Source organism: Mesorhizobium sp. M0862, from assembly GCF_040319795.1.
Taxonomy (GTDB): Bacteria; Pseudomonadota; Alphaproteobacteria; order Rhizobiales; family Rhizobiaceae; genus Mesorhizobium.
In genome coordinates, this window is record NZ_JAMYOJ010000001.1 from 507,432 (window position 1) to 531,219 (window position 23,788).

24 protein-coding genes and 1 tRNA gene are annotated in these 23,788 nt (G+C 64.3%); 17 read left to right on the forward strand and 8 right to left on the reverse strand.

Features of this window, described 5'->3' with window-relative positions; all coding sequences use genetic code 11:
• Positions 1-101: 101 nt before the first annotated feature.
• Together NKI15_RS02525 and NKI15_RS02530 are read left to right on the forward strand one after the other, a co-directional pair.
• On the forward strand, positions 102-833 hold the full coding sequence (locus tag NKI15_RS02525; RefSeq protein WP_352515087.1) for an SDR family oxidoreductase: 732 nt from the start codon (positions 102-104) through the stop codon (positions 831-833).
• Positions 834-979: 146 nt separating this feature from the next.
• A complete protein-coding gene (locus tag NKI15_RS02530; protein ID WP_352515086.1) occupies positions 980-1,825 on the forward strand; it encodes a fumarylacetoacetate hydrolase family protein in 846 nt (281 codons plus the stop codon).
• Positions 1,826-1,905: 80 nt separating this feature from the next.
• Here NKI15_RS02530 and NKI15_RS02535 read toward each other — a convergent pair whose 3' ends face one another.
• A complete protein-coding gene (locus NKI15_RS02535; protein ID WP_352515085.1) occupies positions 1,906-2,925 on the reverse strand; it encodes an LLM class flavin-dependent oxidoreductase in 1,020 nt (339 codons plus the stop codon).
• Positions 2,926-3,265: 340 nt separating this feature from the next.
• Here NKI15_RS02535 and msuE point away from each other — a divergent pair, with 340 nt between their 5' ends.
• The 5 genes from msuE to NKI15_RS02560 are packed head-to-tail and all read left to right on the forward strand — an operon-like array spanning position 3,266 to position 7,956.
• Positions 3,266-3,823, forward strand: a complete 558-nt coding sequence (gene msuE, locus NKI15_RS02540) for an FMN reductase (RefSeq protein WP_023832570.1) — start codon at positions 3,266-3,268, stop codon at positions 3,821-3,823.
• 55 nt (positions 3,824-3,878) lie between these two features.
• On the forward strand, positions 3,879-5,255 hold the full coding sequence (locus NKI15_RS02545; RefSeq protein ID WP_023683544.1) for an LLM class flavin-dependent oxidoreductase: 1,377 nt from the start codon (positions 3,879-3,881) through the stop codon (positions 5,253-5,255).
• Positions 5,256-5,279: 24 nt separating this feature from the next.
• Positions 5,280-6,128, forward strand: a complete 849-nt coding sequence (locus NKI15_RS02550) for an ABC transporter permease (RefSeq protein ID WP_023695916.1) — start codon at positions 5,280-5,282, stop codon at positions 6,126-6,128.
• A 40-nt stretch (positions 6,129-6,168) separates the two neighbouring features.
• Entirely contained in the window at positions 6,169-7,167 is a 999-nt protein-coding gene (locus NKI15_RS02555; protein WP_352460356.1) for an ABC transporter substrate-binding protein, read from the forward strand.
• 24 nt (positions 7,168-7,191) lie between these two features.
• Complete coding sequence (locus NKI15_RS02560) at positions 7,192-7,956, forward strand: ABC transporter ATP-binding protein (RefSeq protein ID WP_023671311.1); 765 nt, start codon at positions 7,192-7,194, stop codon at positions 7,954-7,956.
• 49 nt (positions 7,957-8,005) lie between these two features.
• Here the strand turns inward: NKI15_RS02560 and NKI15_RS02565 are convergent, their stop codons facing one another.
• The 3 genes from NKI15_RS02565 to NKI15_RS02575 all read right to left on the reverse strand — a co-directional run bounded on the left by NKI15_RS02565 (position 8,006) and on the right by NKI15_RS02575 (position 9,139).
• On the reverse strand, positions 8,006-8,395 hold the full coding sequence (locus tag NKI15_RS02565; protein ID WP_023693130.1) for a hypothetical protein: 390 nt from the start codon (positions 8,393-8,395) through the stop codon (positions 8,006-8,008).
• Positions 8,396-8,497: 102 nt separating this feature from the next.
• Positions 8,498-8,573, reverse strand: a tRNA-Ala gene (locus NKI15_RS02570).
• A 173-nt stretch (positions 8,574-8,746) separates the two neighbouring features.
• A complete protein-coding gene (locus tag NKI15_RS02575; RefSeq protein ID WP_023671313.1) occupies positions 8,747-9,139 on the reverse strand; it encodes a TIGR02300 family protein in 393 nt (130 codons plus the stop codon).
• Positions 9,140-9,345: 206 nt separating this feature from the next.
• Between NKI15_RS02575 and aroA the strand changes: the two genes are divergently transcribed.
• The 4 genes from aroA to NKI15_RS02595 all read left to right on the forward strand — a co-directional run bounded on the left by aroA (position 9,346) and on the right by NKI15_RS02595 (position 14,560).
• Positions 9,346-10,704, forward strand: coding sequence for a 3-phosphoshikimate 1-carboxyvinyltransferase (aroA, locus tag NKI15_RS02580; protein WP_023671314.1), 1,359 nt, complete (start codon positions 9,346-9,348; stop codon positions 10,702-10,704).
• A gap of 240 nt (positions 10,705-10,944) precedes the next feature.
• On the forward strand, positions 10,945-11,589 hold the full coding sequence (gene cmk / locus NKI15_RS02585; RefSeq protein ID WP_023671315.1) for a (d)CMP kinase: 645 nt from the start codon (positions 10,945-10,947) through the stop codon (positions 11,587-11,589).
• Between the two features lie 204 nt (positions 11,590-11,793).
• Positions 11,794-13,491 carry a 30S ribosomal protein S1 gene (gene rpsA, locus NKI15_RS02590; RefSeq protein ID WP_023671316.1) on the forward strand — a complete coding sequence of 566 codons (1,698 nt, stop codon included), beginning with the start codon at positions 11,794-11,796 and terminating at the stop codon, positions 13,489-13,491.
• Between the two features lie 247 nt (positions 13,492-13,738).
• Entirely contained in the window at positions 13,739-14,560 is an 822-nt protein-coding gene (locus NKI15_RS02595) for an MOSC domain-containing protein (RefSeq protein WP_023689216.1), read from the forward strand.
• Between the two features lie 136 nt (positions 14,561-14,696).
• Here the strand turns inward: NKI15_RS02595 and NKI15_RS02600 are convergent, their stop codons facing one another.
• The 4 genes from NKI15_RS02600 to NKI15_RS02615 form a co-directional block, all read right to left on the reverse strand.
• The gene (locus NKI15_RS02600) at positions 14,697-15,404 is read right to left on the reverse strand and encodes an SDR family NAD(P)-dependent oxidoreductase (protein ID WP_023671318.1); all 708 of its coding nucleotides are present in this window, start codon (positions 15,402-15,404) and stop codon (positions 14,697-14,699) included.
• A 187-nt stretch (positions 15,405-15,591) separates the two neighbouring features.
• Positions 15,592-17,172, reverse strand: a complete 1,581-nt coding sequence (locus NKI15_RS02605; RefSeq protein ID WP_023689217.1) for a 5-guanidino-2-oxopentanoate decarboxylase — start codon at positions 17,170-17,172, stop codon at positions 15,592-15,594.
• A 96-nt stretch (positions 17,173-17,268) separates the two neighbouring features.
• A complete protein-coding gene (locus NKI15_RS02610; protein WP_023671320.1) occupies positions 17,269-17,940 on the reverse strand; it encodes a TetR family transcriptional regulator C-terminal domain-containing protein in 672 nt (223 codons plus the stop codon).
• Complete coding sequence (locus NKI15_RS02615) at positions 17,910-18,782, reverse strand: dimethylarginine dimethylaminohydrolase family protein (protein ID WP_023742302.1); 873 nt, start codon at positions 18,780-18,782, stop codon at positions 17,910-17,912. The genes NKI15_RS02610 and NKI15_RS02615 overlap by 31 nt, the downstream gene beginning before the upstream one ends.
• On the opposite strand from NKI15_RS02615, the gene NKI15_RS02620 reads away from it, so the two are divergent.
• The 6 genes from NKI15_RS02620 (at position 18,709) to NKI15_RS02645 (ending at position 23,476) form a co-directional block, all read left to right on the forward strand.
• On the forward strand, positions 18,709-18,864 hold the full coding sequence (locus NKI15_RS02620) for a hypothetical protein (RefSeq protein WP_196813766.1): 156 nt from the start codon (positions 18,709-18,711) through the stop codon (positions 18,862-18,864). The genes NKI15_RS02615 and NKI15_RS02620 overlap by 74 nt on opposite strands.
• A 144-nt stretch (positions 18,865-19,008) precedes the next feature.
• A complete protein-coding gene (locus tag NKI15_RS02625; RefSeq protein WP_023742303.1) occupies positions 19,009-19,824 on the forward strand; it encodes an ABC transporter ATP-binding protein in 816 nt (271 codons plus the stop codon).
• 52 nt (positions 19,825-19,876) lie between these two features.
• On the forward strand, positions 19,877-20,677 hold the full coding sequence (locus NKI15_RS02630) for a transporter substrate-binding domain-containing protein (protein WP_023742304.1): 801 nt from the start codon (positions 19,877-19,879) through the stop codon (positions 20,675-20,677).
• Positions 20,678-20,885: 208 nt separating this feature from the next.
• Positions 20,886-21,551 carry an ABC transporter permease gene (locus tag NKI15_RS02635; RefSeq protein ID WP_032893169.1) on the forward strand — a complete coding sequence of 222 codons (666 nt, stop codon included), beginning with the start codon at positions 20,886-20,888 and terminating at the stop codon, positions 21,549-21,551.
• Positions 21,551-22,360 (forward strand): ABC transporter permease, encoded by an 810-nt coding sequence (locus NKI15_RS02640; RefSeq protein ID WP_023725951.1) that lies wholly within the window; start codon positions 21,551-21,553, stop codon positions 22,358-22,360. The genes NKI15_RS02635 and NKI15_RS02640 overlap by 1 nt, the downstream gene beginning before the upstream one ends.
• Positions 22,361-22,474: 114 nt before the next feature.
• On the forward strand, positions 22,475-23,476 hold the full coding sequence (locus tag NKI15_RS02645) for an Ldh family oxidoreductase (protein ID WP_023742305.1): 1,002 nt from the start codon (positions 22,475-22,477) through the stop codon (positions 23,474-23,476).
• Positions 23,477-23,788 lie beyond the last annotated feature (312 nt).

The following is a 23,788-nucleotide window of genomic DNA, read 5'->3' on the forward strand; positions in this document are numbered from 1 at the left end:
ATTGTGCAGGCCGCATAGTCGCGCCTGTCTGGCACGGGACGCCCCAGTCAGCCGGCAGTAAATCGGGCCGAGCAGTGGCCAAAGAGGGCGAGGAGAAACGCATGGCGGATCTAGCAGGCAAGGTCGTTGTCGTCACCGCGGCGGCACAAGGCATCGGCAGAGCGAGCGCATTGGCCTTCGCCAAGGCAGGTGCCATCGTGCACGCCACCGACATCAACGAGGCGCTGCTGGCCGAACTCGCCAAGACCTCCGGCATCAAGACCCGCAAGCTCGACGTTCTCAACGACGATGCGGTGGCATCCGGCTTCGCCGAAATCGGCCGCGTCGACGTGCTGTTCAACTGCGCCGGCTTCGTCCATTCCGGGTCTATCCTCGAGATGAAGGACGCCGATCTCGATTTCGCCTTCAACCTCAATGTCCGCGCCATGATCCGCACCATTCGGGCCGTACTGCCCGGCATGCTGGAGCGCGGCGATGGCTCGATCATCAACATGTCGTCCGTCGCCGGCGCCGGGAAGGGTGTGCCCAACCGGTTCGCCTACGGCGTCACCAAGGCGGCCGTGATCGGCCTGACCAAGGCGGTCGCCGCCGACTATGTGGCCAAGGGCATTCGCTGCAACGCCATCTGCCCCGGCACAGTCGAAAGCCCGTCGCTGCAGGACCGCATGCATGCGCAGGGCGACTATGACGCCGCCCGGGCGGCCTTCATCGCCCGCCAGCCGATGGGCCGTCTCGGCACCCCCGAGGAAATCGCCGACCTTGCCGTCTACCTCGCCGGCGCCACTTACACCTCGGGGCAGGCCTATAATATCGACGGCGGCTGGTCGATCTGAGCATAGTCTCGATACGCAGGTTCCGGGTCGACCAGTCCTAAAGTCCGGCTTGCCCCAGGTCGGATCCGTTAGCCAGAGTCGGCCAGTCCTCGTCGCTTTGGCAGAGTGAGTTGAAAACGGCCTTGGGCCGCAATTTGGAGAGCAAGATGAAACTGCTGCGCTATGGCGAGATAGGGAGCGAACGCCCCGGCCTGCTCGATGCGGATGGAACGATCCGCGATCTTTCGGGTCATGTCACCGACATTGCCGGCAAGGCGCTCGATCCGGCGTCGCTCGAGACATTGTCGAAGCTCGATCCGAACTCGCTGCCGGCGGTTTCCGGCAAGCCGCGCCTCGGCGCCTGCGTCGCAGGCACGGGCAAGTTCATCTGCATCGGCCTGAATTATTCCGACCATGCCGCCGAAACCGGCGCCACCGTGCCGCCGGAGCCGATCATCTTCATGAAGGCAAGCTCGGCCATTGTCGGTCCCGACGACGACGTGCTGATCCCGCGCGGTTCGGAAAAGACCGACTGGGAGGTTGAACTCGCCGTGGTCATCGGCAGAAAAGCCAAATATGTCAGCGAAGCCGAGGCGCTGGATTATGTCGCCGGCTATGCCGTTGCCCATGACGTGTCCGAGCGAGCCTTCCAGGCCGAGCGCCAGGGCCAGTGGACCAAGGGCAAGAGCTGCGACACGTTCGGTCCGACCGGGCCGTGGCTTGTCACCAAGGACGAGGTTGCCGATCCGCAGAACCTCAAAATGTGGCTGACGGTCAACGGCAAGACGATGCAGAACGGCTCGACCAGGACCATGGTCTACGGCGTCGCCTATCTCGTTTCCTATCTCAGCCAGTTCATGTCGCTCCACCCCGGCGACATCATCTCCACCGGCACCCCGCCCGGCGTCGGTCTCGGCATGAAGCCGCCGGTGTTCCTGAAGCCCGGCGATGTGGTGGAACTGGGCATCGCGGGGCTCGGCCAGCAGAAGCAGACCTTCAAGGCGGATGCCTAGCCGCCTCGTCCCTTAGAGCGTTTCACCGTTTGCCGGCGAAACGGTCTATCTCTTTGTTTGCCGGGCGGCTGGCGCTCTTGTCAGCGCCAGCCCAGAGCCGGCGCGACGTGCTTCAGGATCGCCTCGATAACGTGGGCGTTGTACTCGACGCCGAGCTGGTTGGGGACGGTCAGAAGCAGCGTGTCGGCCTCGGCGATCGCTTCGTCCTCTTTCAGCTGATCGATCAGCACATCGGGCTCGGCGGCATAGGAGCGGCCGAAGACGGCAAGCTTCTCAGGCTCGATATAGCCGAAATGATCTTCGCTGCTGCCGCCGCCGAAATAGGCGCGGTCGCGGTCGTTCACCAGCGCAAAGATGCTGCGGCTGACCGACACGCGCGGCTCGCGCGCATGGCCGGCCTCCTTCCACGCCGCGCGATAAGCGCGGATCTGTTCGGCCTGCTGGATGTGGAGCGGCTGGCCGCTCTCATCGAACTTCAGCGTTGAACTTTGCAGGTTCATGCCGAGCTTGCCCGCCCATTCGGCGGTGGCGTTGGTAGCGGCACCCCACCAGATCCGGTCGCGCAGGCCGGCCGAGAATGGCTCGAGCCGCAGCATTCCCGGAGGATTGGGGAACATCGGCCGCGGATTGGGTTGCGCGAAACCTTCGCCGCGCAGCACGTCCAGAAACACCTCGGCATGGTTGCGCGCCATGTCGGCATCGCTTTTGCCGTCCTGCGGCACGTAGCCGAAGTAGCGCCAGCCGTCGATCACCTGCTCCGGCGAACCGCGGCTGATGCCAAGCTGCAGCCGGCCACCGGCGATCAGGTCGGCAGCACCCGCATCCTCGGCCATATACAGCGGATTCTCATAGCGCATGTCGATGACGGCGGTGCCGATCTCGATGCGGCTGGTGCGGGCGCCGACCGCGGCCAGAAGCGGAAACGGCGAAGCGAGCTGGCGGGCAAAATGATGGACGCGGAAATAGGCGCCGTCCGCGCCCAGCTCCTCGGCGGCGACGGCCAGGTCGATCGACTGCAGCAGCGCGTCGGACGCCGAGCGCGTCTGCGATTGCGTCGAGGGCGACCAATGGCCGAAGGAAAGAAAGCCGATCTTCTTCATGCGCGCATCCTGTTCTTTGATTCCAGTTGCCTACTTCGTCGCCCACGCGATCGGGTTCAATCGACACTCACACAACGCAGTGTCAATGCGGCCGGCCCTTGACGGTTTCGCGACGATACCCATCAGTGCGCAAAGGACCAAGGCCATGGCCCCCGGCGATGCCTTGTGCGGTCGCGTCAGCATCTGCCACGGCGCTTTTGGGGCCAAATGAACCAACCAAAGGCGATGTACCGCAAACTCCATTCGCTTCAGAGCCCGGTTTTGAAATCTTCTCGCTCATTTAATTCTACAAAATCGGTAGGCTTAATGCGGATAGTGCGTTTGCGGGAAGGAGCCTCGGATGTCAAAAAAGCTGGTGGTGGGGTTGTCCGGCAACCTGACCCGTCCGTCCAAGACGAAGGCATTCGTCAGCCACATCGCCGGTGAGGTGGCGAGCCGAGCCGGCTCGGCTTTGAGCGTTTTCGACATCGAGGATCTCGGCCCGTCCTTTGCGCCTGCAAGACAGCTTGGCGATCTCGATCCGGCGGCGCGCGGTATTATCGAGCAGCTGCTCGGCGCCGACGTGCTGGTGGTCGGCTCCCCGACCTTCAAGGGCAGCTACACCGGGCTGTTCAAGCACCTCTTCGACCTGCTCGACCCGTCGTCACTGCGCGGCAAGCCGATCATCCTGGCGGCAACAGGCGGCGGCGAGCGTCATTCGCTTGTCGTCGAACACCAGTTGCGGCCGTTGTTCGGCTTCTTCGAGGCGCAGACCCTGCCGACCGCGATCTACGCCTCGGACAAGGACTTTGCAGATGGCGTGCTGGTGTCAGAGGCAGTCAAGGCGCGAGCCCGGCAGGCGGTCGCCGAGGCATGCCGGGTGGCCGGCGTGCCCTACAGCGTCGTCCTTGCCGCCTGAAACCACGATCCGCGACGCAATATTCCATCCCGCATAGACCAGAAGGACGCCTGCAATGACTCGAGCCAGCAAGTCCGATAGCAGGCCGCGGCAGATCAAGCTAGGCGCTTTCCTGCCCGGCGGCGGGCAGCATATCGCCGCCTGGCGTCATCCCGATGCGCCGGCCGACGGCGCCACCAATTTCGAGTTCCACAAGCAGCTGGCGCTGACCGCCGAGCGCGGCCTGTTCGACGCCTATTTCCTGGCCGACAACCTGACCGTCGGCCTCGGCGCCCGCGAGGGCGGCAACGCCAAGATCGCCGGCTTCGAGCCGGTGACGCTGTTTGCGGCGCTGGCGCCGCTGACGACGCATCTCGGCTTCATCGCAACGGCGTCCACCACTTATGAGGAGCCTTACACGCTGGCGCGCAAATTCGCTTCGCTCGACCTGTTGTCGAACGGCCGCGCCGGCTGGAACGTGGTGACCTCGGCCGGCGACGAAACGGCACGCAATTTCAACCGCGACGTCCAGCCCAGCCATGCCGAGCGCTATGCCAGGGCGCATGAGCATGTCGAGACGGTCAAGGCGCTGTGGGACAGCTGGGAGGATGACGCCTTCATCCGCGACAAGCAGTCGGGCCGTTTCTACGACAAGGACAGATTGCACGACATCGACCACAAGGGCGAGCATTTCAGCGTCAAGGGTCCGCTCAACGTGCCGCGCCCGGTGCAGGGGCATCCGGTTGTCGTACAAGCCGGGCAGTCGGAAGACGGACGCGGGCTTGCCGCGCACTCGGCCGAGGTCATCTTCACCGCCCATCAGAAGCTCGAGACGGCGCAGGAATTCTACCGCGACATCAAGGCGCGCGTGGCTGAAGTCGGCCGCGATCCCGACCAAGTGCTGATCATGCCGGGCGTCGCGCCCTTCGTCGGCCGCACCGAGGACGAGGCCCGCGCCAAATACCAACAGCTCAACGACCTTATCCTGCCCGAGGACGGTGTTGCGCTCCTCAACGGTCTTGCCGGCCAGACGCTCGACATCAGGGGCTATCCGCTCGACGGCCCGTTGCCGCCGAGCAAGGAAACCGAAGGCATGAAGAGCCGCCAGGCGCTGATCCGGCAGATTGCCGACGAGCACAATTTCAGCATCCGCCAGCTTTACCAATGGGTAGCGACGGCGCGCGGCCACTACACCATCGTCGGCAGCGTCACGCAGGTCGCCGATCAGCTGGAGGAATGGTTCACCAGCGAGGCGGCCGACGGCTTCAACATCCTGCCGCCTTGGCTGCCCGGCGCGCTCGACGATTTCGTCGACCTGGTCATTCCCGAGCTGCAGCGGCGCGGCCTGTTCCGCACGGCTTACGAAGGCCGCACGCTGCGCGAGAATCTCGGCCTCAGGCGCCCGGAAAATCCATGGACCGTCGCCCGCTCGACCGTCCTTGCCGCCGAATGACCTTGGCATCGAAGGGGTGAAGCAATGACGTTGCAGCACATCGATCGGCAAATCACGGTTCGCCGCGGTGGTGGCGAAACCGGGCTCGGCACCGACTTTCTGCGCCTCGGCGGCCGGGCTGCTGTTCGCTTCCTGAAGCGCTACGGCGTGCTTGCCGGCTTCCTGGCGCTCTGGCAGGTGGCGAGCAGCGTCGGATGGGTCAACGCGGCGGTGCTGCCGCCGATCGACATGATCGTCGAAGCGCTCTGGAAGGGGCTTGCCGGCGGCAGCCTGCTCGGCGACATCGCCATCAGCCTGCAGCGCGCCGGCATCGCCTTTGCCGCAGCCGTCGCCGTCGCCATTCCGCTCGGCCTGTTCATGGGCCAGGTGCGCCCGGTCGAAACCGCGCTCGATCCGATCCTGCAGGTGTTCCGGCAGACCTCTGCACTGGCGCTCTACCCGGTGTTCATCCTGCTCTTGGGACTTGGCGAGACCTCGAAGATCTTCGTCATCTTCTGGGCGACGCTGTTTCCGCTGCTGCTCAATACCACCAGCGGCGTCAAGGAAGTCGATCCCAAGCTGCTTGAAATGGCGCGCGTCTATGGTGCGAGCCGGCTCACCGTGTTTCGCCGCGTCGTACTGCCGGGCGCCGTGCCGTCGATCTTCGTCGGCTTGCGGCTGAGCGCCACCACGGCGCTGCTGCTGCTGATCGCGTCCGAGATGATAGGTGCCAACAAGGGCATCGGCTTCCAGGTGATGAACGCGCAGTACAATTTCCAGATCCCGCTGATGTTTGCGGCAATCGTCATCCTCGCCGGGCTTGGCCTGATCGCCAACCAGGCATTGGTCACCCTGCAGCGGCGGCTCTGTCGCTGGAGCAATCCTGTCAACTGAGCAGTCCGCCCCTCACCGTTTACCTCACAAGGACCCGATCATGAAAATCACCCGCCGTTCGCTGCTTGCCGGCGCGCCGCTTGCCGCCGGCCTCATCGCCGCCGGCCTGCCGCGCCTGGCCTTTGCGCAAGCCGCAGCCGTCAAGTTCCGCTACCTCGCCAGCCGTGGCAGCATCTCCCCGCACGAGCTGGCCGACGAGCTCGGCTACTTCAAAGGGCTCGGCGTCGAGCTGGAGAATGTCGGCTATTCCTCGGGTGGACCGGAATCGCTGTTTGCGCTGTCTTCCGGCAGCGTCGACATCGGCTCGGCCGCCACCGCAGCGGTGATCAACTCGATCTCGGGCGGCAACGACTTCGTCGCGGCGTATCCGAGCAACGGCATCAACAAGGATGTGAAGAGCGTCTTCTACGTGCTGGAAGACAGCCCGATCAAATCGATCGCCGACATTGCCGGCAAGACCATCTCTGTCAACACGCTCGGCGCTCATCTCGACTATACGGTGCGTGAGGCCCTGCACAGCGTCGGCCTGCCGCCGACCGCCGCCAACCTCATTGTCGTGCCCGGCCCGCAGCTTGAGCAGACGCTGCGCTCGCGCCAGGTCGACATTGCCGGCCTCGGCTACTGGCAGGCGACCTTTGCCGGCGCGCTGGTCGCCAACGGCGGCGTGCGCGGCGTGTTCGACGACACCCAGGTGCTCGGCGAACTCGCCGGAGGCTTCGTCGTACTCAGGCGCGACTTCATTGCCGCCAACCCGGATGCGGCGCGCAACTTCGTCGAACAGTCGGCGCGCGCCTCGGACTGGTCGCGCCAGAACCCGGACGAAGCCCGCAAGGTGCTGGCCACTATCCTCGACAAGCGCGGCGAAAACGGCGATCTCGCCCGCTACTGGACCGGCTTTGGTCTGCGCGAAGGTGCACAGGCGACCGACCGCGACATCGACTTTTGGGTCGCCGTGCTGGAGCGCGACGGCCGTCTGGCCCAGGGCAAGCTGAAAGCCGCCGACATCCTGTACCGGCCCGGCGAAACCAAGATCAACTGAGCTTTGAAATAGCTGAGAGACAAGATGGCCGGTTCCAACCGTGGCGGAGAGGTCTCGATCCGCGACCTCTCCAAATCCTTCAGCCTCGGCGGGCGCCAGCTTGCCGTGCTGCGGACGCTCAACCTCGACATTCGTTCGGGGGAATGCCTGGTCATTGTCGGCGCCAGCGGCTCCGGCAAGACCACGCTGCTGCGTATTCTGGCCGGGCTGGAGGCGGCCGACAGCGGCGGTGTCGCGATCGACGGCCAGCCGGTGCATGGCGTCGGCGCCGAGCGTGCCGTGATCTTCCAGGAGCCGCGGCTGCTGCCGTGGCTGAGCGTGCTCGGCAATGTCGCGTTCGGCCTCGAAGTGCGCGGTGTTCCCAAGAGGCAGGCCGAGGAACGCGCCCGCTTCTACGTCGCCCTGGTCGGCCTTGCCGAATTCGCCGATGCTTTTCCGAGCCAGCTTTCCGGCGGCATGGCGCAGCGCGTCGGCATCGCCCGGGCGCTCACCGTGCAGCCCGAAATCCTTCTGCTCGACGAGCCGCTGGGGGCGCTGGACGCCATGACCAAGATCGGCATGCAGGAGGAACTGGCGCGCATCTGGAGCGAGGAGAACGTCACCATGGTGATGGTCACCCACGATCTGGAGGAGGCGATCTATCTGGCTGACCGGGTGCTGATCCTGCCCAAGGAGAAAGGCGGCGCGGCGCGGTTGATCGACATCGACCTGCCACGCCCGCGCGAGCGCAGCGAGAGCCGCTTCGTGCGCTATCGCGAAGAACTGCTGCGCGAATTCGGCCTGCATTGATCAAGGGAAGGAGCCAGCCGTGGCTTCCCCGGAAGATTAGCTCTCGCGATTACTGCTTGGTGAACGTGCCCGTATAGGTGCGGTCGGCAAGCCCATAGGTGACGGCCAGCGTTCCGTCCGCCTGAATGACCGCGCTGACGTCCGCGCCATTGGGAAGGCGCCGCAGTTTCAACGTGTTGCCGAAAATCTTGCCTTCGCCGTCGGCCACGCCCGGTTTGTTGTCGCCGACATCGCCCCAGGCATAGGTGGCGGTGACATTGCCGCCGCGCGTAATCGTCAGCACAGCGAGCTTGCCATCATACATCCCGTCCAACTGTCCGCCCCATATGCCGGAAAACGCGACATACTTGGCCGGGACTCCTTCGCCGGGCGGCATGACCCGCACAGATGGATCGAGGACCGCCGCACCATCCGGAGCAGAGATCGCGGCAGGCGCCATGGGCTGAGGTGCGGGCGCTGGCGGCGGCGATGATGGTTCAGGCGCCGACTGGCAGGCGACAAGCATGAATGCCGCGAAACCGAGCGTCGGAAAGAGACTGTTTGGTGGAGCCAATCGGGATCGAACCGACGACCTCTTGAATGCCATTCAAGCGCTCTCCCAACTGAGCTATGGCCCCACTCCGGCAGTCAGCCGTCGCCGTTGCCGGCGAGAGGTCCGGCGCGGGTTTCAGGACCGCGCCGTTTAGTGCAGGCGGCTTCTAACCCCGCCTTCCCTGAAGATCAAGCCTTCGAGGCCCGCTTTTTCATCATAGCCCGTGAACGCCGCTAAATGCATGCGTTCGAAGCGTTCCTAGACTTCGTCGTCGTCGTCGCCGACGCCGATCATGTCGGCGACGTCGTCGTCTTCTTCCTCTTCGTCGGCAAGGAAAGTATCGTCCTCATCGTCGCCTAGATCGACATCGTCCTCGTCGTCGCCCAGGTCGGGAAGCTCGTCGCCGGCCTTGACGTCTTCGTCGGCCTCTTCAAGCGAGACGACTTCAACGCCTTCTTCTTCCTCGGCGTCCACTTCCTTCTCGGCCACTTCCTCTTCCTCTTCGAGGGCGGCGATCTTGCCGTCCTCGAAATAGGAACGCGGATACGTCTTGCCCGTATAGGGCGAGACGACAGGGTCCTTGTTCAGGTCGTAGAATTTTCGGCCCGTTTCAGGGTCGACACGCTTTGTGCCAAGTTCGTTTTTTGCCACGTCAAGCCTCGTCAGTAAAAGAGTGGTCCCCTTAACCACAGTTTACCGCGCTGTCAAAGCGAAAAGCCGGCGTCACAAAACCAAGCACTGAAAGGCCTCGCGCCAAGCGACGACCATGGGGATGACCATTCGTGCCCGCCGTGATACGAGACCGCCGCAACAAATGAAAAGCGCCGGTGCGCCGGCATTCCGTCCAGGGAAATTCCATGTCTCACGCCGCCGCTGCCAAGCCGGCCACCGCCCGCAAATCATCCGCCCTTTCCGGCACCGCTCGCGTGCCGGGCGACAAGTCGATTTCGCACCGTTCCATGATGTTCGGCGGCCTTGCCTCCGGCGAAACCCGCGTCACCGGCCTGCTCGAAGGCGAGGATGTGATGCGCACGGCGGCCGCCATGAAGGCGATGGGCGCGCATATCGAGAAGCGCGGCGCCGAGTGGGTGATCCGCGGCACCGGCAATGGCGCGCTGCTGCAGCCGGAAGGCCCGCTCGATTTCGGCAATGCCGGTACCGGCTCCCGCCTCACAATGGGCCTCGTCGGCACTTACGACATGGAAACGACCTTCATCGGCGACGCATCGCTGTCGGGACGGCCGATGGGCCGCGTGCTCGAACCCTTGCGCCAGATGGGCGTGCAGGTGCTGAAGGCGACGCCGGGCGACCGCATGCCGATCACGCTGCATGGGCCGAAACACGCCGCACCCATTACCTACCGCGTGCCGATGGCCTCGGCGCAGGTGAAGTCGGCCGTGCTGCTGGCAGGCCTCAACACGCCCGGCATCACCACCGTGATCGAACCGGTGATGACGCGCGATCATACCGAAAAGATGCTTAGGGGATTTGGCGCCAATCTCTCGGTCGAGACCGACGAGCGCGGCGTGCGCCACATCTTCATCGAGGGCCAGGGCAAATTGACGGGGCAGACCATCGCCGTGCCCGGCGACCCCTCCTCGGCCGGCTTCCCGCTGGTCGCGGCACTGATCGTGCCGGGTTCGGACATCGTCATCGAGAACGTGCTGATGAACCCCACCCGCACCGGCCTGCTTCTAACGTTGCAGGAAATGGGCGGCCAGATCGACATCTTGAACCCGCGCAATGCCGGCGGCGAGGATGTTGCCGATCTGCGCGTGCGCTACTCCGAGCTCAAGGGCGTCACCGTGCCGCCCGAGCGGGCGCCGTCTATGATCGACGAATATCCGGTGCTGGCGGTTGCCGCGAGCTTCGCCGAGGGCGAGACGTTGATGCAGGGGCTGGAAGAGCTGCGGGTGAAGGAATCCGACCGACTGGCAGCGGTTGCCAATGGGCTGAAGCTCAACGGCGTCGACTGCGCCGAAGGCGAAGCTTCGCTCGCGGTGCGCGGAAAGCCCGGCGGCAAGGGGCTGGGCGGCCATCCCAATGGCCAGGACACGACGGTGCAGACGCATCTCGACCATCGTATCGCCATGAGCTTCCTGGTAATGGGGCTGGCAACGGAAAAGCCGGTGACCATCGACGACGCCGCCATGATCGCGACGAGTTTCCCGGAGTTCATGGGTCTGATGACGGGGCTCGGTGCGGAGATCGGGTAGGTTGATGCCAAGCGCAAAGCAAGCAGAGATGTCGGCGGGACAGCGCCCCCCTCTGTCCTGCCGGACATCTCCCCCTCAAGGGGGGAGATCGGCCGTCACAGCGGCTTTCGCCAGTTTTCGAAATTGCAGGAAAGAGTGGGGCGCAGAAGCTTCTGATCTCCCCTCTGGAGGGGGAGATGTCCGGCAGGACAGAGGGGGGCGCGAAGGATCGCGGCGTCTGTCTTTCGTGTTGGCCCGCCAATGACCTTCACCATCGCCATCGACGGTCCCGCCGGCGCCGGCAAAGGCACGCTGGCCCGACGGCTGGCCGACCACTACCGCCTCAACCTGCTCGACACCGGCCTCACCTACCGCGCCGTCGCCTATGCGTTGATCCGGCACGCGCTGCCACTCGACAATGTCTCAGCAGCCGAAACCGCCGCACGCCAGGTCGATCTGGCAAAGCTCGACCGTGCGGTGCTGTCGGCGCATGCGGTTGGCGAGGCGGCCTCGAAGGTCGCGATTTACCCTACCGTCCGGCGCATCCTGGTCGAAAAGCAGCGCGATTTCGCCAGGACACCGCCAGGCGCGGTGCTCGACGGGCGCGACATCGGCACGGTTGTGTGCCCTGACGCCGACATAAAGCTCTATGTGACGGCGAGCGCCGAAGTGCGGGCGCAGCGCCGGCTGGCCGAGATCGAAAGCATCGGCGGCACCGCCGATTTCGCCGAAATTCTTGCCGATATTGTGCGCCGCGACGAGCGCGACATGGGCCGCGCCGACTCGCCGCTGAAGCCGGCGGCGGACGCGCACTTGCTTGATACCTCCGAAATGGCTATAGAGGCCGCGTTTCTGGCGGCGAAAGCGATCATCGACGACGCCCTGGCCAAGAGAGACAAAGCCTGATCCAGGGTTTTCCCGCTCCACCGATTGCCGGAAGCGAAGAAAATACCCATATCGGGCACGAACCAGCCTGCCAGCATTCTTCATGCGCCGGAATTGCCGCTTAGGCGGCCCAGGGCTTTTGTAGCCCGGAACGCCGGCAGGCCAACGCAACGCTAACCCACGGCGCCCGTCCCGCTTCAGATGCGGGGCACTCCAGGAGAAAATATGTCAGCTGCAAATCCCACTCGCGACGATTTCGCGAGCCTGCTCGAAGAATCATTTACCACCGGTCACTCCGGCGAAGGTCAGGTCGTCAAGGGCACGATCCTGGCGATCGAAAAAGACATGGCCATCATCGATGTCGGCCTCAAGGTCGAAGGCCGCGTGCCGCTGAAGGAATTCGGCGTCAAGGGCAAGGACTCGACGCTCAAGGTCGGCGACACGGTCGAGGTCATGGTCGAGCGCATCGAAAACGCGCTGGGCGAAGCCGTCCTGTCGCGCGACAAGGCCCGCCGCGAAGAGAGCTGGGTCAAGCTCGAAGAGAAGTTCACCAAGGGTGAGCGCGTCGAAGGCGTCATCTTCAACCAGGTCAAGGGCGGCTTCACCGTCGACCTCGACGGCGCCGTGGCCTTCCTGCCGCGCAGCCAGGTCGATATCCGCCCGATCCGCGATGTCTCTCCGCTGATGCACAACCCGCAGCCCTTCGAGATCCTCAAGATGGATCGCCGCCGCGGCAACATCGTGGTGTCGCGCCGCACCGTGCTCGAGGAAAGCCGCGCCGAACAGCGTTCGGAAATCGTGCAGAACCTCGAAGAAGGCCAGGTTGTCGAAGGCGTCGTCAAGAACATCACCGATTACGGTGCGTTCGTCGACCTCGGCGGCATCGATGGCCTGCTGCATGTCACCGACATGGCATGGCGCCGCGTCAACCACCCGACCGAGATCCTCAACATCGGTCAGACGGTCAAGGTGCAGATCATCCGCATCAACCAGGAAACCCACCGCATCTCGCTCGGCATGAAGCAGCTCGAGAGCGATCCGTGGTCCGAGATCGGCACCAAGTTCCCGATCGGCAAGAAGATCAAGGGTACCGTCACCAACATCACCGACTACGGCGCGTTCGTCGAGCTGGAGCCGGGCATCGAAGGCCTCATCCACGTTTCGGAAATGTCGTGGACCAAGAAGAACGTGCACCCCGGCAAGATCCTGTCGACGACGCAGGAAGTCGACGTGGTCGTGCTCGAGGTCGATCCGGCCAAGCGCCGCATCTCGCTCGGCCTCAAGCAGACGCTCGAGAATCCGTGGCAGGCTTTTGCCGCGAGCCATCCGGTCGGCAGCCAGGTCGAGGGCGAGGTCAAGAACAAGACCGAGTTCGGCCTGTTCATCGGCCTTGAAGGCGACGTGGACGGCATGGTGCACCTCTCGGACCTCGACTGGACCCGTCCGGGCGAGCAGGTCATCGAAGAGTACAATCGCGGCGACATGGTCAAGGCGCAGGTGCTCGACGTCGACATCGACAAGGAGCGCATCTCGCTCGGCATCAAGCAGCTGGCCAAGGATACGGTCGGCGAAGCGGCGACTTCAGGCGAACTGCGCAAGAACGCGGTCGTCACCTGCGAAGTCACCGGCATCAAGGATGGCGGCCTGGAAGTGCGGCTGGTCGACAGCGGCATAGAGACCTTCATCAAGCGCAACGACCTCAGCCGTGACCGTGACGAGCAGCGCCCCGAGCGCTTCTCGGTCGGCCAGAAGCTGGACGCCCGCGTCATCGCCTTCGACAAGAAGACCCGCAAGCTGCAGGTCTCGATCAAGGCGCTGGAAATCGCCGAAGAGAAGGAAGCCGTCGCACAGTACGGCTCTACCGACTCCGGCGCTTCGCTGGGCGACATCCTTGGCGCCGCGCTGAAGAAGCAGGGCAGCTAAGCCGCTTTGCGCGCAGCGCGTAAGCCGCTTCGCGCAAGCGTAAGCCTCGGCTGCGCCTCGCGCGCAGCCTGAACAAGAAAACCCGCGGGCCGCAAGGCTCGCGGGTTTTTCATGCTCGGCTGCGCGATTGGCACTAGACTAAGACTGTGCAACCCCTTCAATTCCACACGCGCGGTTGTAGGCTCGGCCGTCGTTGCAGACGTAAACACGGAAGTCCGGCCCTTCGGGCAACGGAGAAGCATGCGGGATGAAGGTCGTCGAACTCTATCGCTATCCGGTCAAGAGCCTGCGCGGCCATGCCGTGCCGAGCGCCGACATCGAGACAATGGGCATGGAAGGCGACCGCCGCTGGATGGTCGTCGACAAGGATGGGCAGTTCCTCACCATTCGCCAGATACCTGATATGACGACGATCGACGTCGAGCATCGCGGAACGGGCATCCTGTTGAAACATGACAGGCATGGCTCGCACTTCGTCGAGGCTCCGGCTCCCGGCACCGCGCTCCGGCAAGTCAAGATCTGGAAGGATATGGCTGCCGCGCGGCCGGGCGATCCGGCCGCCGGCGCCTATCTCTCGGCTATTCTTGGCCGGCCTGTCGATCTCGTCTATTTCGACGATCCGCAAAACCGGCCGGTCGATGCGGAATTCGGCCAGCCCGGCGATTTCGTCGGCTTTGCCGACGGTTTTCCGCTGCTGATCGCCACGACAGGCTCGCTGAACCATCTGAACAGCCATCTTGCCAGGCCCATCGAGATGGCGCGGTTCCGGCCAAACATCGTCGTCGACGCAGAAGGCGCATGGCCTGAAGACAGCTGGAAGACGATCCGCATCGGCACGGTGGAGTTGCGGATCGCAAAGCCCTGCTCGCGCTGCGTCATCACCACCCGAGATCCGTTGAGCGGCGAGCAGCCGGACCCGCGCGAGCCGTTGCAGACGCTTGGCAAACTCCACCGCTCCGCCAAGGGCGGCATCATCTTCGGCCAGAATGCGATTCCCAACAACGCCGGCGCGATCGCCATCGGCGACGCAGTCGAGGTCGTGGAAGCGGGCGTCTCGAACCTGACGTAGTCGCAGGCCTTCTAATGCCGTGGAGGCGTCGGCGGACGCCATGATTGAATGGCCAACCTCCGCTGTAGACTCAGGCGAGGTCGGCAAAGGCCGCCATCGGAAGCCAAACCAAATGAGTCGCCTGCGCGGCGGAACTTCAGGCGCGGCCGTAAAGTGGCGCCAGCGTTCCGCTCATTGCCAGATTGGCCGGTGATGCCAGATAGGCGATTGCCTCGGCGGCGGCTTCGAGGCTGACCCATTTGCCGAAATCGGCATCCGGCATGTCGGCGCGGTTGGCCGGCGTATCGAGCGTCGAGGGCGCCACCGCGTTGACCAGTATGCCTTTGTGCTTCAGCTCTTCCGCCATCGCCACGGTCATCGCCGCCACTGCCGCTTTGCTCGCGGTATAGGCGACCATGCCGGCGCCTCGGCGCGGGTCGAGCCCGGCGCGTGCCGTGACATTGACGATGCGGCCCGCTGTGTTCGAGCCCAACATGGAGCGCACTGCCGCGCGGCAGCACAGAAAGGCGGTGCGGGCGTTGGTGTCCATCATTTCGGCAAAGGATGCGGATTCGATCTTCTCGACCGGGGCTGCGGCAAAGCCGCCGGCCAGATGGATGGAGGCCCACAATTCGGGGACGCTGTCATAGAAGGCATCGACCTTGGCAGGATCGGCGAGATCGACATTGTGCGCCAGCCGGACGCGATCATGGGCCGCGAAGGGGAAATGCGAGGGGGCCGACGCGTGGGCATTCGGCACATGGCAGATCGCGCCGTCCGCCAGCAATTTGCCGACGACCGCGGCACCCAGCGCCCCGGTGCCACCGGTCACCACGATATGCTTGCCCTGAACTGTTTCCGTCATCCTGGACGCTCCTGTCGTTTCTTATGATTATGTCGCTTGTCGTGCCGCGCCGACGCAGAGCGTCGCGCCTTTTGCACGATCACTCAACCGACATCTCGACATGGCAGTTGTTGCGTCTTTGCATCGCTCGAAGTCGCCGACCGCCCCCTTCTGACCCGCGCATTGACGTAAAGCGCGCGGTCAAGCGTCAGTCGATGGTGATTTCGATGACGTGCGGCAGTCTGGTTGCGCGTGCGCGTTTGAGCGCATCGGCGAGACCGGCAGTACCGGCAAGCCGTTCGGCTGATATGCCGTAGGCCTCGGCCAGCTTGCAGAAATCCGGCGGCGCCGGCGACACGCCGACCGGCTCGACGCCGACATCGAGCATCGACGTTTCGATCTCGCGATAGCATCTGTTGTTCCAGACGACGAAGATGACCGGTGCGGGTGCATCGAGCGCCGCGCCCAGCTCCGGCAAGGTGAACTGGAAGCCGCCGTCGCCGGTGAGGCAGACCACCGGCACGCCGGGCATGGCAAGGGCTGCGCCGATCGCCGCCGGTGGTCCGTAGCCGAGCGCGCCGAAACCGGTGGCGGCATTGAACCAGCCGCCTGGCCGGTCATGGTCGTAGTAAAGGTTGGCGGCGTAGATCGGCTGGGTGGAATCGCCGACGATGATGGCGCCCGGCAGCGCGTCGCGAATGGTTTCCACCGCACGCACCTGCGCGGCATAGGCCGGGCTGAGCTCGGCAAAGGCCGCCTTTCTCGACGCGGCTGCGCGGCTCTCGCCGTCCTTCGCCGCGGCATGATCAGGGTGGAGCGCGCCAAGCAGTGCGCCAAGCGCCTCCGCGCAATCGGCCTGGATGCCGACGCTCACCGGGCGGCGGGCGAGCTGGTCGGCGCCGATATCGATGCGGATCAGATTGGCGGGCAGCACGAAGCCGCCATCGCTGTAACCGTCATAGTCGGTCGGGCCGAATTCGGTGCCGGCGGCGATGACCAGATCGGCGTCTGCCATCAGCGCACGCACCGCCTTCAGGCTGGGGCTGGCCGGCACGCAAAGCGGATGTGCATGCAGCAGACCGCGCGCATTGGCGGTCTGGGCGACAGGCGCGCCGAGCCGCTCGGCCAAAAGCTGCAATGGCTGTTCGGCGCGCTTGGCGCCGCCACCGGCAAGGATCAGCGGCCGGCGCGCGGCTGCGATCAGTTTGGCTGCCTCGGCAATGGCCGCGCCATCCGGCGCCGGCGGCGCTGCATTGGTGAGCGAAGCAGCGATGCCGTCGGCCGGTTTGACCATGACGTCGGTCGGGATCTCGATATGGACGGGGCCCGGCCGCGACGACGAAAACAGCGCGAAGGCCCGCGCCAAAGCGCCAGGCAATTCGCTGGCCTCGGTGACACGCTGCGAAAACAGCGCCACCTTCTCCATCATGCCGCGCTGGTCCGGCAGTTCGTGCAGGAAGCCCAGTCCCTTTCCCAACGTCGGCATCGCGTTGACGCCCGAAATCACCAGCATCGGCACCGAATCGGCGCGCGCCTGGCCCATTGCGGTGATGGTGTTGGTCAGCCCCGGTCCGGTGATGACAAAGGCAACGCCCGGCCGGCCGCTGGCACGGGCATAGCCGTCGGCCATGAAGCCGGCGCCCTGTTCGTGACGCGGCGTGACATGGCGTATCTTTGAACGCGCCAGCCCGCGATAAAGCTCGACAGTGTGGACGCCAGGAATGCCGAAAACGGTGTCGACGCCATGCGCTTCGAGCAGCGTGATGAGGGCTTCGCCGATGGTGGTCATGGGTTCTCTCCCGTTAGTGCCGACCACTGTTCAACGGAAACAATGATCGGCTCTACCTCTTTGTTTTTAACGCAATTCCGGACGGAAAACCGCTTCTCACTTTTCCTGGAATTGCGTTTGCGGCGCGAGGCCGAGCTCGGCCTCTATGGCTTTGACGCCGATCCCCGCCAATTCGCCAGGCGAGAACATCTCTGCGGCCAGACAGCCTTCGATCCAGAGCCCGTCGATGATCGCGTTGATCGCGATGGCATGGCGGCGCAGCTCATTTGCGTTTGGCCTGCGCTGCTCGGCGCCGAGCACTTCGGCAACGACTGCTTCCACCTCGTTGCGAAAGCCGAGATAGCCTTCGCGGTGGGCGCGAGCCAGGCTCGGATCCGCGCCGGCGCGGCCGATGAAGGTTGCCCAGAGCGAAAACACGCGTGCATCGATGATCGGCGCGTTGAGGTTGGCGGCAACGAAGGCCGCAAGGCGCTGGCGCGGCGAGGCGTCTTCCATGAGCAATGCCGCCTTCGCCTGCTCGGTCATGCGGCCCATCAGCGCCGCGTACGCTTCCTGCAGCAAGTCTTCCTTGCCGGGGAAATAGTGCCGGATCAGCCCGGCGGTGACACCGGCGCGCAGTGCGATGGTGCGCAGGCTGGCGCCCTCCAGCCCATGTTCGGCCACGCTGTCCAGGGTCGCGTCGATCAAATCCTGCCGCCGCCGCTCCTCGCCCTCGCGGCGGAACTTGCGGCGCTCATTCATTGCCGCAGGATGGGCCGCGTCAGGCATGTCGGCCCACCTTCGCAGGCGATGCAGAGGGCATCCGCCTCGAAGATTTGAACCGTGCAGCCGGCGGCTTCCATCGCGGCCTTGGTCTTGGGAAAGCCGGCGACGGCAATGACCTTATGCGGGCTGGTCGGCAGCACGTTCAGGCTGAGGCCGTTGGACGCGGCAAACTCTTCGGCGTCGCCTTCCACCAGCCGGATGCCGCGCGCCTTCAGCAACTGATAGAACGGCGCCGGCAAAAGCGGTGAATAGACCAGGGCCAGGTCGTCGGCCAGCGGGCTGATCACCGACATCAGATGCAGGCACGCCTCCTCGCCCTGCCACAGCGGCAGATCGAAGCCGTAGACGGAAATGCCGAGCGGCGTCAGCAGGTTGGAAACCTGCTGTATGCCTTCCTGGTTGGAGCGCACCCCGCGCCCGATTACCAGCGTGTTTTTATCCAGCCATACGCAATCGCCGCCTTCGACCTGGCCGGGAGCCTCGACGCGGCCGAGGATAGGAATACCCAGGCGTGTGTAGGTTTCCTCATGCAGCGATGGCTCCCGGGCGCGCAATGGCTTGCCCATGGACAGGATCAGCGCGCCGCGGTCGGTCATCAGCGACGGGTCGTGGGTGAATACGGAATCCGACAGCCCGTCGGCCTTGTCATCGATCCATTCGATTTCGGCGCCGGACGCCGTCACCAGCTCAGCGAGAGCCGCGTGCTGCGCCGCCGCTTTCGCCGGGTCGAAACCCGGGCCATAGTGCCAGATAGCCCGGTCGGCACCGCGCATGGCATTGGCCGCCGACCGCATCAGCACGCGCCGCAACGGCGCCGCCATGGACTGTGATCCGAAAGCGCTCATCGGTGCCCTTTTCAATGCCGTGTTCAGGGTGAAAAAAATGGAAGAAATTTCATCGGAGGCTATTTATACACTTGCACAATAAGGCCGCAAGTGCCGTAATGAGCGGGATTGACGGGCTCGCGCTGTTGGGTCCATGCTGAAGTCTGGAGTGGGCATTACAGCGTATGTTGATTAGCCGGATAGACGTTCGACGATCTGCCGTGGACCCTGTGGCAGAGGTTCCCCGGTGAGCGCGGCGGGAACCGCCGCAGTCCAATCCGGCAAGGCGCAGGACGGCGCCGCCGAAGCCATCCATGTCGAGAACCTGCACAAGAAATTCGGCCAGCTGCATGTGCTGAAAGGCGTTTCGCTGTCGGCGCGCGACGGCGAGGTGATCGCCATTATCGGCGGCTCGGGTTCCGGCAAGTCGACGCTGCTGCGCTGCATCAACTGCCTGGAAAACCCGACCAGCGGCATCATCCGCGTCAATGGCGAGGAGATCAAACTCAAGGCCGACAGCCACGGCCACACCGTGCCCGCCGACCGCCGGCAGATCGAACGCATCCGCGCCAAGCTCGGCATGGTGTTCCAGAACTTCAACCTGTGGAGCCACATGACGCTGATCGAGAACGTCATCGAGGTTCCGGTGCATGTTCTGGGCGTAAGACGCGACGTGGCGATCAGGGAAGCCGAAAAGCTTTTGGCGCGCGTCGGCCTCGCCGAAAAGCGCGACGTCTATCCGGCCTATCTCTCCGGCGGTCAGCAGCAGCGCGCGGCGATCGCCCGCGCCCTGGCCATCAACCCGCGCGTCATGCTGTTCGACGAGCCGACCTCGGCGCTCGACCCGGAGCTGGTTGGCGAGGTGCTGAAGGTGATCGGCGACCTGGCGCACGAGGGCCGCACCATGGTGCTGGTCACGCATGAAATGAAATTCGCCCGCGAGGTCGCGACCCATGTCGTCTACCTCTGCAACGGGCTGGTCGAGGAAGAGGGGCCGCCGGAGCAGATATTCGGCGCACCGAAATCCGAAAGGCTGAAGCAGTTCATCCGCAACATCGGCTAGGAAGCCGGGACGGAAGAAAACCGGGAACCAACAACAAACTGGGAGTCGTGACATGAAGACTATTCTGAAAACATTCGCCGCAGCGCTGCTGCTCGGCGTCGCCGCCATGGGCGTGGCCAAGGCCGATCCGGTCAAGATCGGCGTCGCCGCCGAGCCCTATCCGCCCTTCACCTCGCCGGACGCTTCCGGCAAATGGGTTGGCTGGGAAATCGAGTTCATCGACGCCGTCTGCGCCGAGGAGAAGCTCGACTGCGTCATCACGCCTGTCGCCTGGGACGGCATCATCCCGGCGCTGACGACCAAGAAGATCGACGTCATCGCCAGTTCGATGTCGATCACCGCCGAACGCGAGAAGACCATCGACTTCTCGGATAAGTACTACAACACGCCGACCGCCATCATCGGGCCGAAGGACCAGAAATTCGGCGCCACGCCGGACGATCTCAAGGGCAAAGTGCTCGGGGTGCAGGTGTCGACCACCCATTCGGCCTATGCCAAGAAGCATTTCGGCCCCACGGCCGCCGAGATTAAGGAATACCAGACGCAGGACGAAGCCAACAACGATCTGGCCGCAGGCCGCCTCGACGCCGTCCAGGCGGATTCGATCGCGCTCGACGCATTCCTGAAGTCGGACCAGGGCAAGGCCTGCTGCGATCTGAAGGGCATGGTGGCTCCGGACGATGAAGTGCTCGGACCGGGCGTGGGCGCCGGCGTGCGCAAGGAAGACACCGACCTTAAGGCCAAGATCAACGCCGGCATCAAGGCGATCCGCTCGAACGGCAAATATGACGAGATATCGAAGAAATACTTCGATTTCGACATTTACGGTGGTGGCGGCGCGCAGTCGAACTGACGATCCTCGCATGAGCTGAGGGGCACGGCGCCAACGCCATGCCCCTCCTGCCCGACCTTTCCCAGACATGCTGCCACCGACGCTGCCGTCGGCGGTGGTTGAAGCCAGCAATCCGGGGGCGACGCTGATCGACGCACTTCTTTCGGCCTCGGCGGCCGGCATCATAGAACTTCTCTCGCCCAATCCGCCGGGCTGGGGCGGCACGCTGTTGCTTGGGCTGCTCCATTCGATCGAGATCGCGCTCGGCGCCACGGTCCTTGGTCTCCTGATCGGCACCGGTGGCGCCTTTGGCAAACTTTACGGCGGGCCGGTCGTACGCGACTTGCTGGCGGTTTACACCACCATCGTGCGCGCCGTGCCCGAACTGGTGCTGATCCTGCTGCTCTATTATGCCGGAACAGACCTGATTAACCAGGCGCTGACGGCAATGGGCTACCAGCGCGTCGACGTCAGCGGCCTTGCGGCAGGCATCGCCGTGCTCGGCTTTGTCCAGGGCGCCTATTCGACCGAAGTGATCCGTGGCGCCATCCTGGCCATACCGCAGGGCCAGATCGAAGCCGCTCGCGCCTATGGCATGTCACCCGGGCTCATGCTGCGGCGCATCACCTTGCCGGCGATGCTGCCCTTCGCCATACCCGGGCTCGCCAATCTGTGGCTGATCGCCACCAAGGATACGGCCCTTCTGGCAGTCGTCGGCTTTTACGAACTGGCGCTGGCGACGCGGCAGGCGGCGGGCGTCACCAAAGCCTATTTCACCTTCTTTTTCGCCGCGGGCGTGCTCTATCTCATCTTGTCGCTGGTCTCCAACCTGCTCATCGGCCGCCTCGAGGCCTGGTCGCGGCGCGGTATGCCGTCGCTCAAGGATGCGCGCTGATGGCCGGAGAAGCGACCATCATCAACGCTGCCGCGCGCACGTCGCTGTGGCTGCAGCCGCATCGCATCGTGCTGATCCTGGTCGCGATCGCGCTGGTTTTCGGCGCAGCCTTCTTCATGCGCTGGGATTGGCTGCCGCAATATTACGAAATGGGGCTTCTCGGCATCTGGCGGTCGCTGTGGATCCTGGCCGTCACCTGCTTTCTCGGCTTCCTGCTCGCCGTGCCGCTCGGGCTCGCGCAGGCCGCCGGCTCTTTCTGGTTTTCCGCGCCCGCCAGGACATTCTGCACCGTCATCAGGGGCACGCCGCTGCTGATCCAGCTATGGCTGCTCTATTACGGGCTGGGCTCGCTGTTTCCGCAATTTCCCTGGATCCGCGAATCCTGGATGTGGCCGTATCTGAGGCAAGCCTGGCCTTATGGCGTGCTGGCACTGACCTTGTCCTTCGCCGGCTATGAGGGCGAAGTAATGCGCGGCGCCTTTGCCGGCGTGCCGAAGGGGCAGTTAGAGGCGGCCCGCGCTTTCGGCATGAGCCGCTGGAAGATTTTCCGCCGCATCTGGCTGCCGCAGGCCATCTACCGGGCGCTGCCGACGCTGACCGGCGAAACCGTGCTGCAGCTGAAGTCGACGCCGCTGGTGGCGACGATCAGCGTCATCGACATCTTCGCAGTCTCGTCCAAGGTCCGGCAGGACACCTACCTCACCTACGAACCCTTGCTGCTTTTGGCGCTGATCTACATGATCATCACCGGCATACTGGTGTTTGCATTCAGCAAGATCGAGGCGCGCATACCGAACAAGGTGGGCTAGGGAATAGTGAGCAGGCAGTAGTGAGTAGTCAGCATATGACCGGGAAACCGCTTGCTTTCGCTACTCCCTACTGACTACTCCCTACTCACTCTCACCACCAATCGGGTCCGCACCATGCAACTCTCTCTCGACCAGGCAACAGGGCTGTGCCGGATGGCGGCGCTCGGCGCCGGCGCCAATGAGGAGGCGGCGAGGTCGCTCACCGCCTCGATCATTGCCGCCGAGGCGGAAGGGCTTTCGACCGTCGGGCTGACCCATTTCATCGATTACCTCGAAGCGCTGGAAGCCGGCCGCATCGACGGCAATGCCGATCCCGTGATCACCAGGCCGGCGCTCGCCGTCTATCTCTCCGATGCGCGTGGCGGCCTCGCCCATACCGGCTTCGACCGCACCATCGACGACCTCGCCAAGGCGGCAAGGCTGTTCGGCGTCGCCATCTTCTCGCAGAAGAACGCTTATACCTGCGGCGCACTAGGCTATTTCACCGGGCGTCTGGCGCAATTGCGATTGGTCTCCTTCGCCGCCACCAACGGGCCGGCGGTGCTGGCAGGCTCGGGCTCGGTCAAGCCGGTCTATTGCACCAACCCGATGTCGTTTGCGGCACCCGCCGCTGATGGCGCGCCGCTGGTCATCGACCAGTCGTCGAGCGCCACCGCCTTCGTCAACATCCGCAAGGCGGCCGAGGACGGCAAGAAGATCCCCGAAGGCTGGGCGCTGGACGCCAGCGGCAACCCGACCACCGATCCGGCCGCGGCCATGAAGGGCGCCATGCTGGCCTTCGGCGGCCAGCGTGGCGCCAACATCGCGCTGATGGTCGAAGTGCTGGCGGCTGGCCTGTCGGGCGCCAACTGGTCGCTCGACGCGCCATGGTTCAGCGGCGGACCGGACAGCCCCGGAACGGGCCTGTTCGTGCTCGCCGTCGAACCCAAGCTGCTCGACCCGGATTTCGAACAGCGCATGAAGGATCAGCTCGACCGGCTGCGCCGGCGCTTTGGCGTGCACGTGCCGGGCCGGGCGCGGGCCGAAGCGGCCGAGAAGGCGCAGGCGCGCGGCATCAATGTCCCCAAGGCGGTGGTGCAACGCATTTCCGAATTCGCCGAGCGCTATTCGGGCTGAAGAATCCTTCTTTATCAAACAATTTAAACTGACCTTCCGGTTGGCGAGGGGCAGGCGCGCATTTGCGCCGCCTGCTGAACCTTCTTGCGTCTTGCGGCGACCCATCCTTGTCCAGGGCAAGGTGAGCTTGCCCGAACCAGACCGGAGGAAACACCCAACCAAATCGAAAGCCTGCTTCACGGTAGTGTGCTGAGAGTTCTGCAAATTCGCTGAGAGGGGGCGGTCATGGCAGGCTGGTGATTGTTCACGTCACCTGATTCCCGCGAAGGAACGCCACCATGACCAAGACTGAAGTTAAGACCGCCAGCGCTG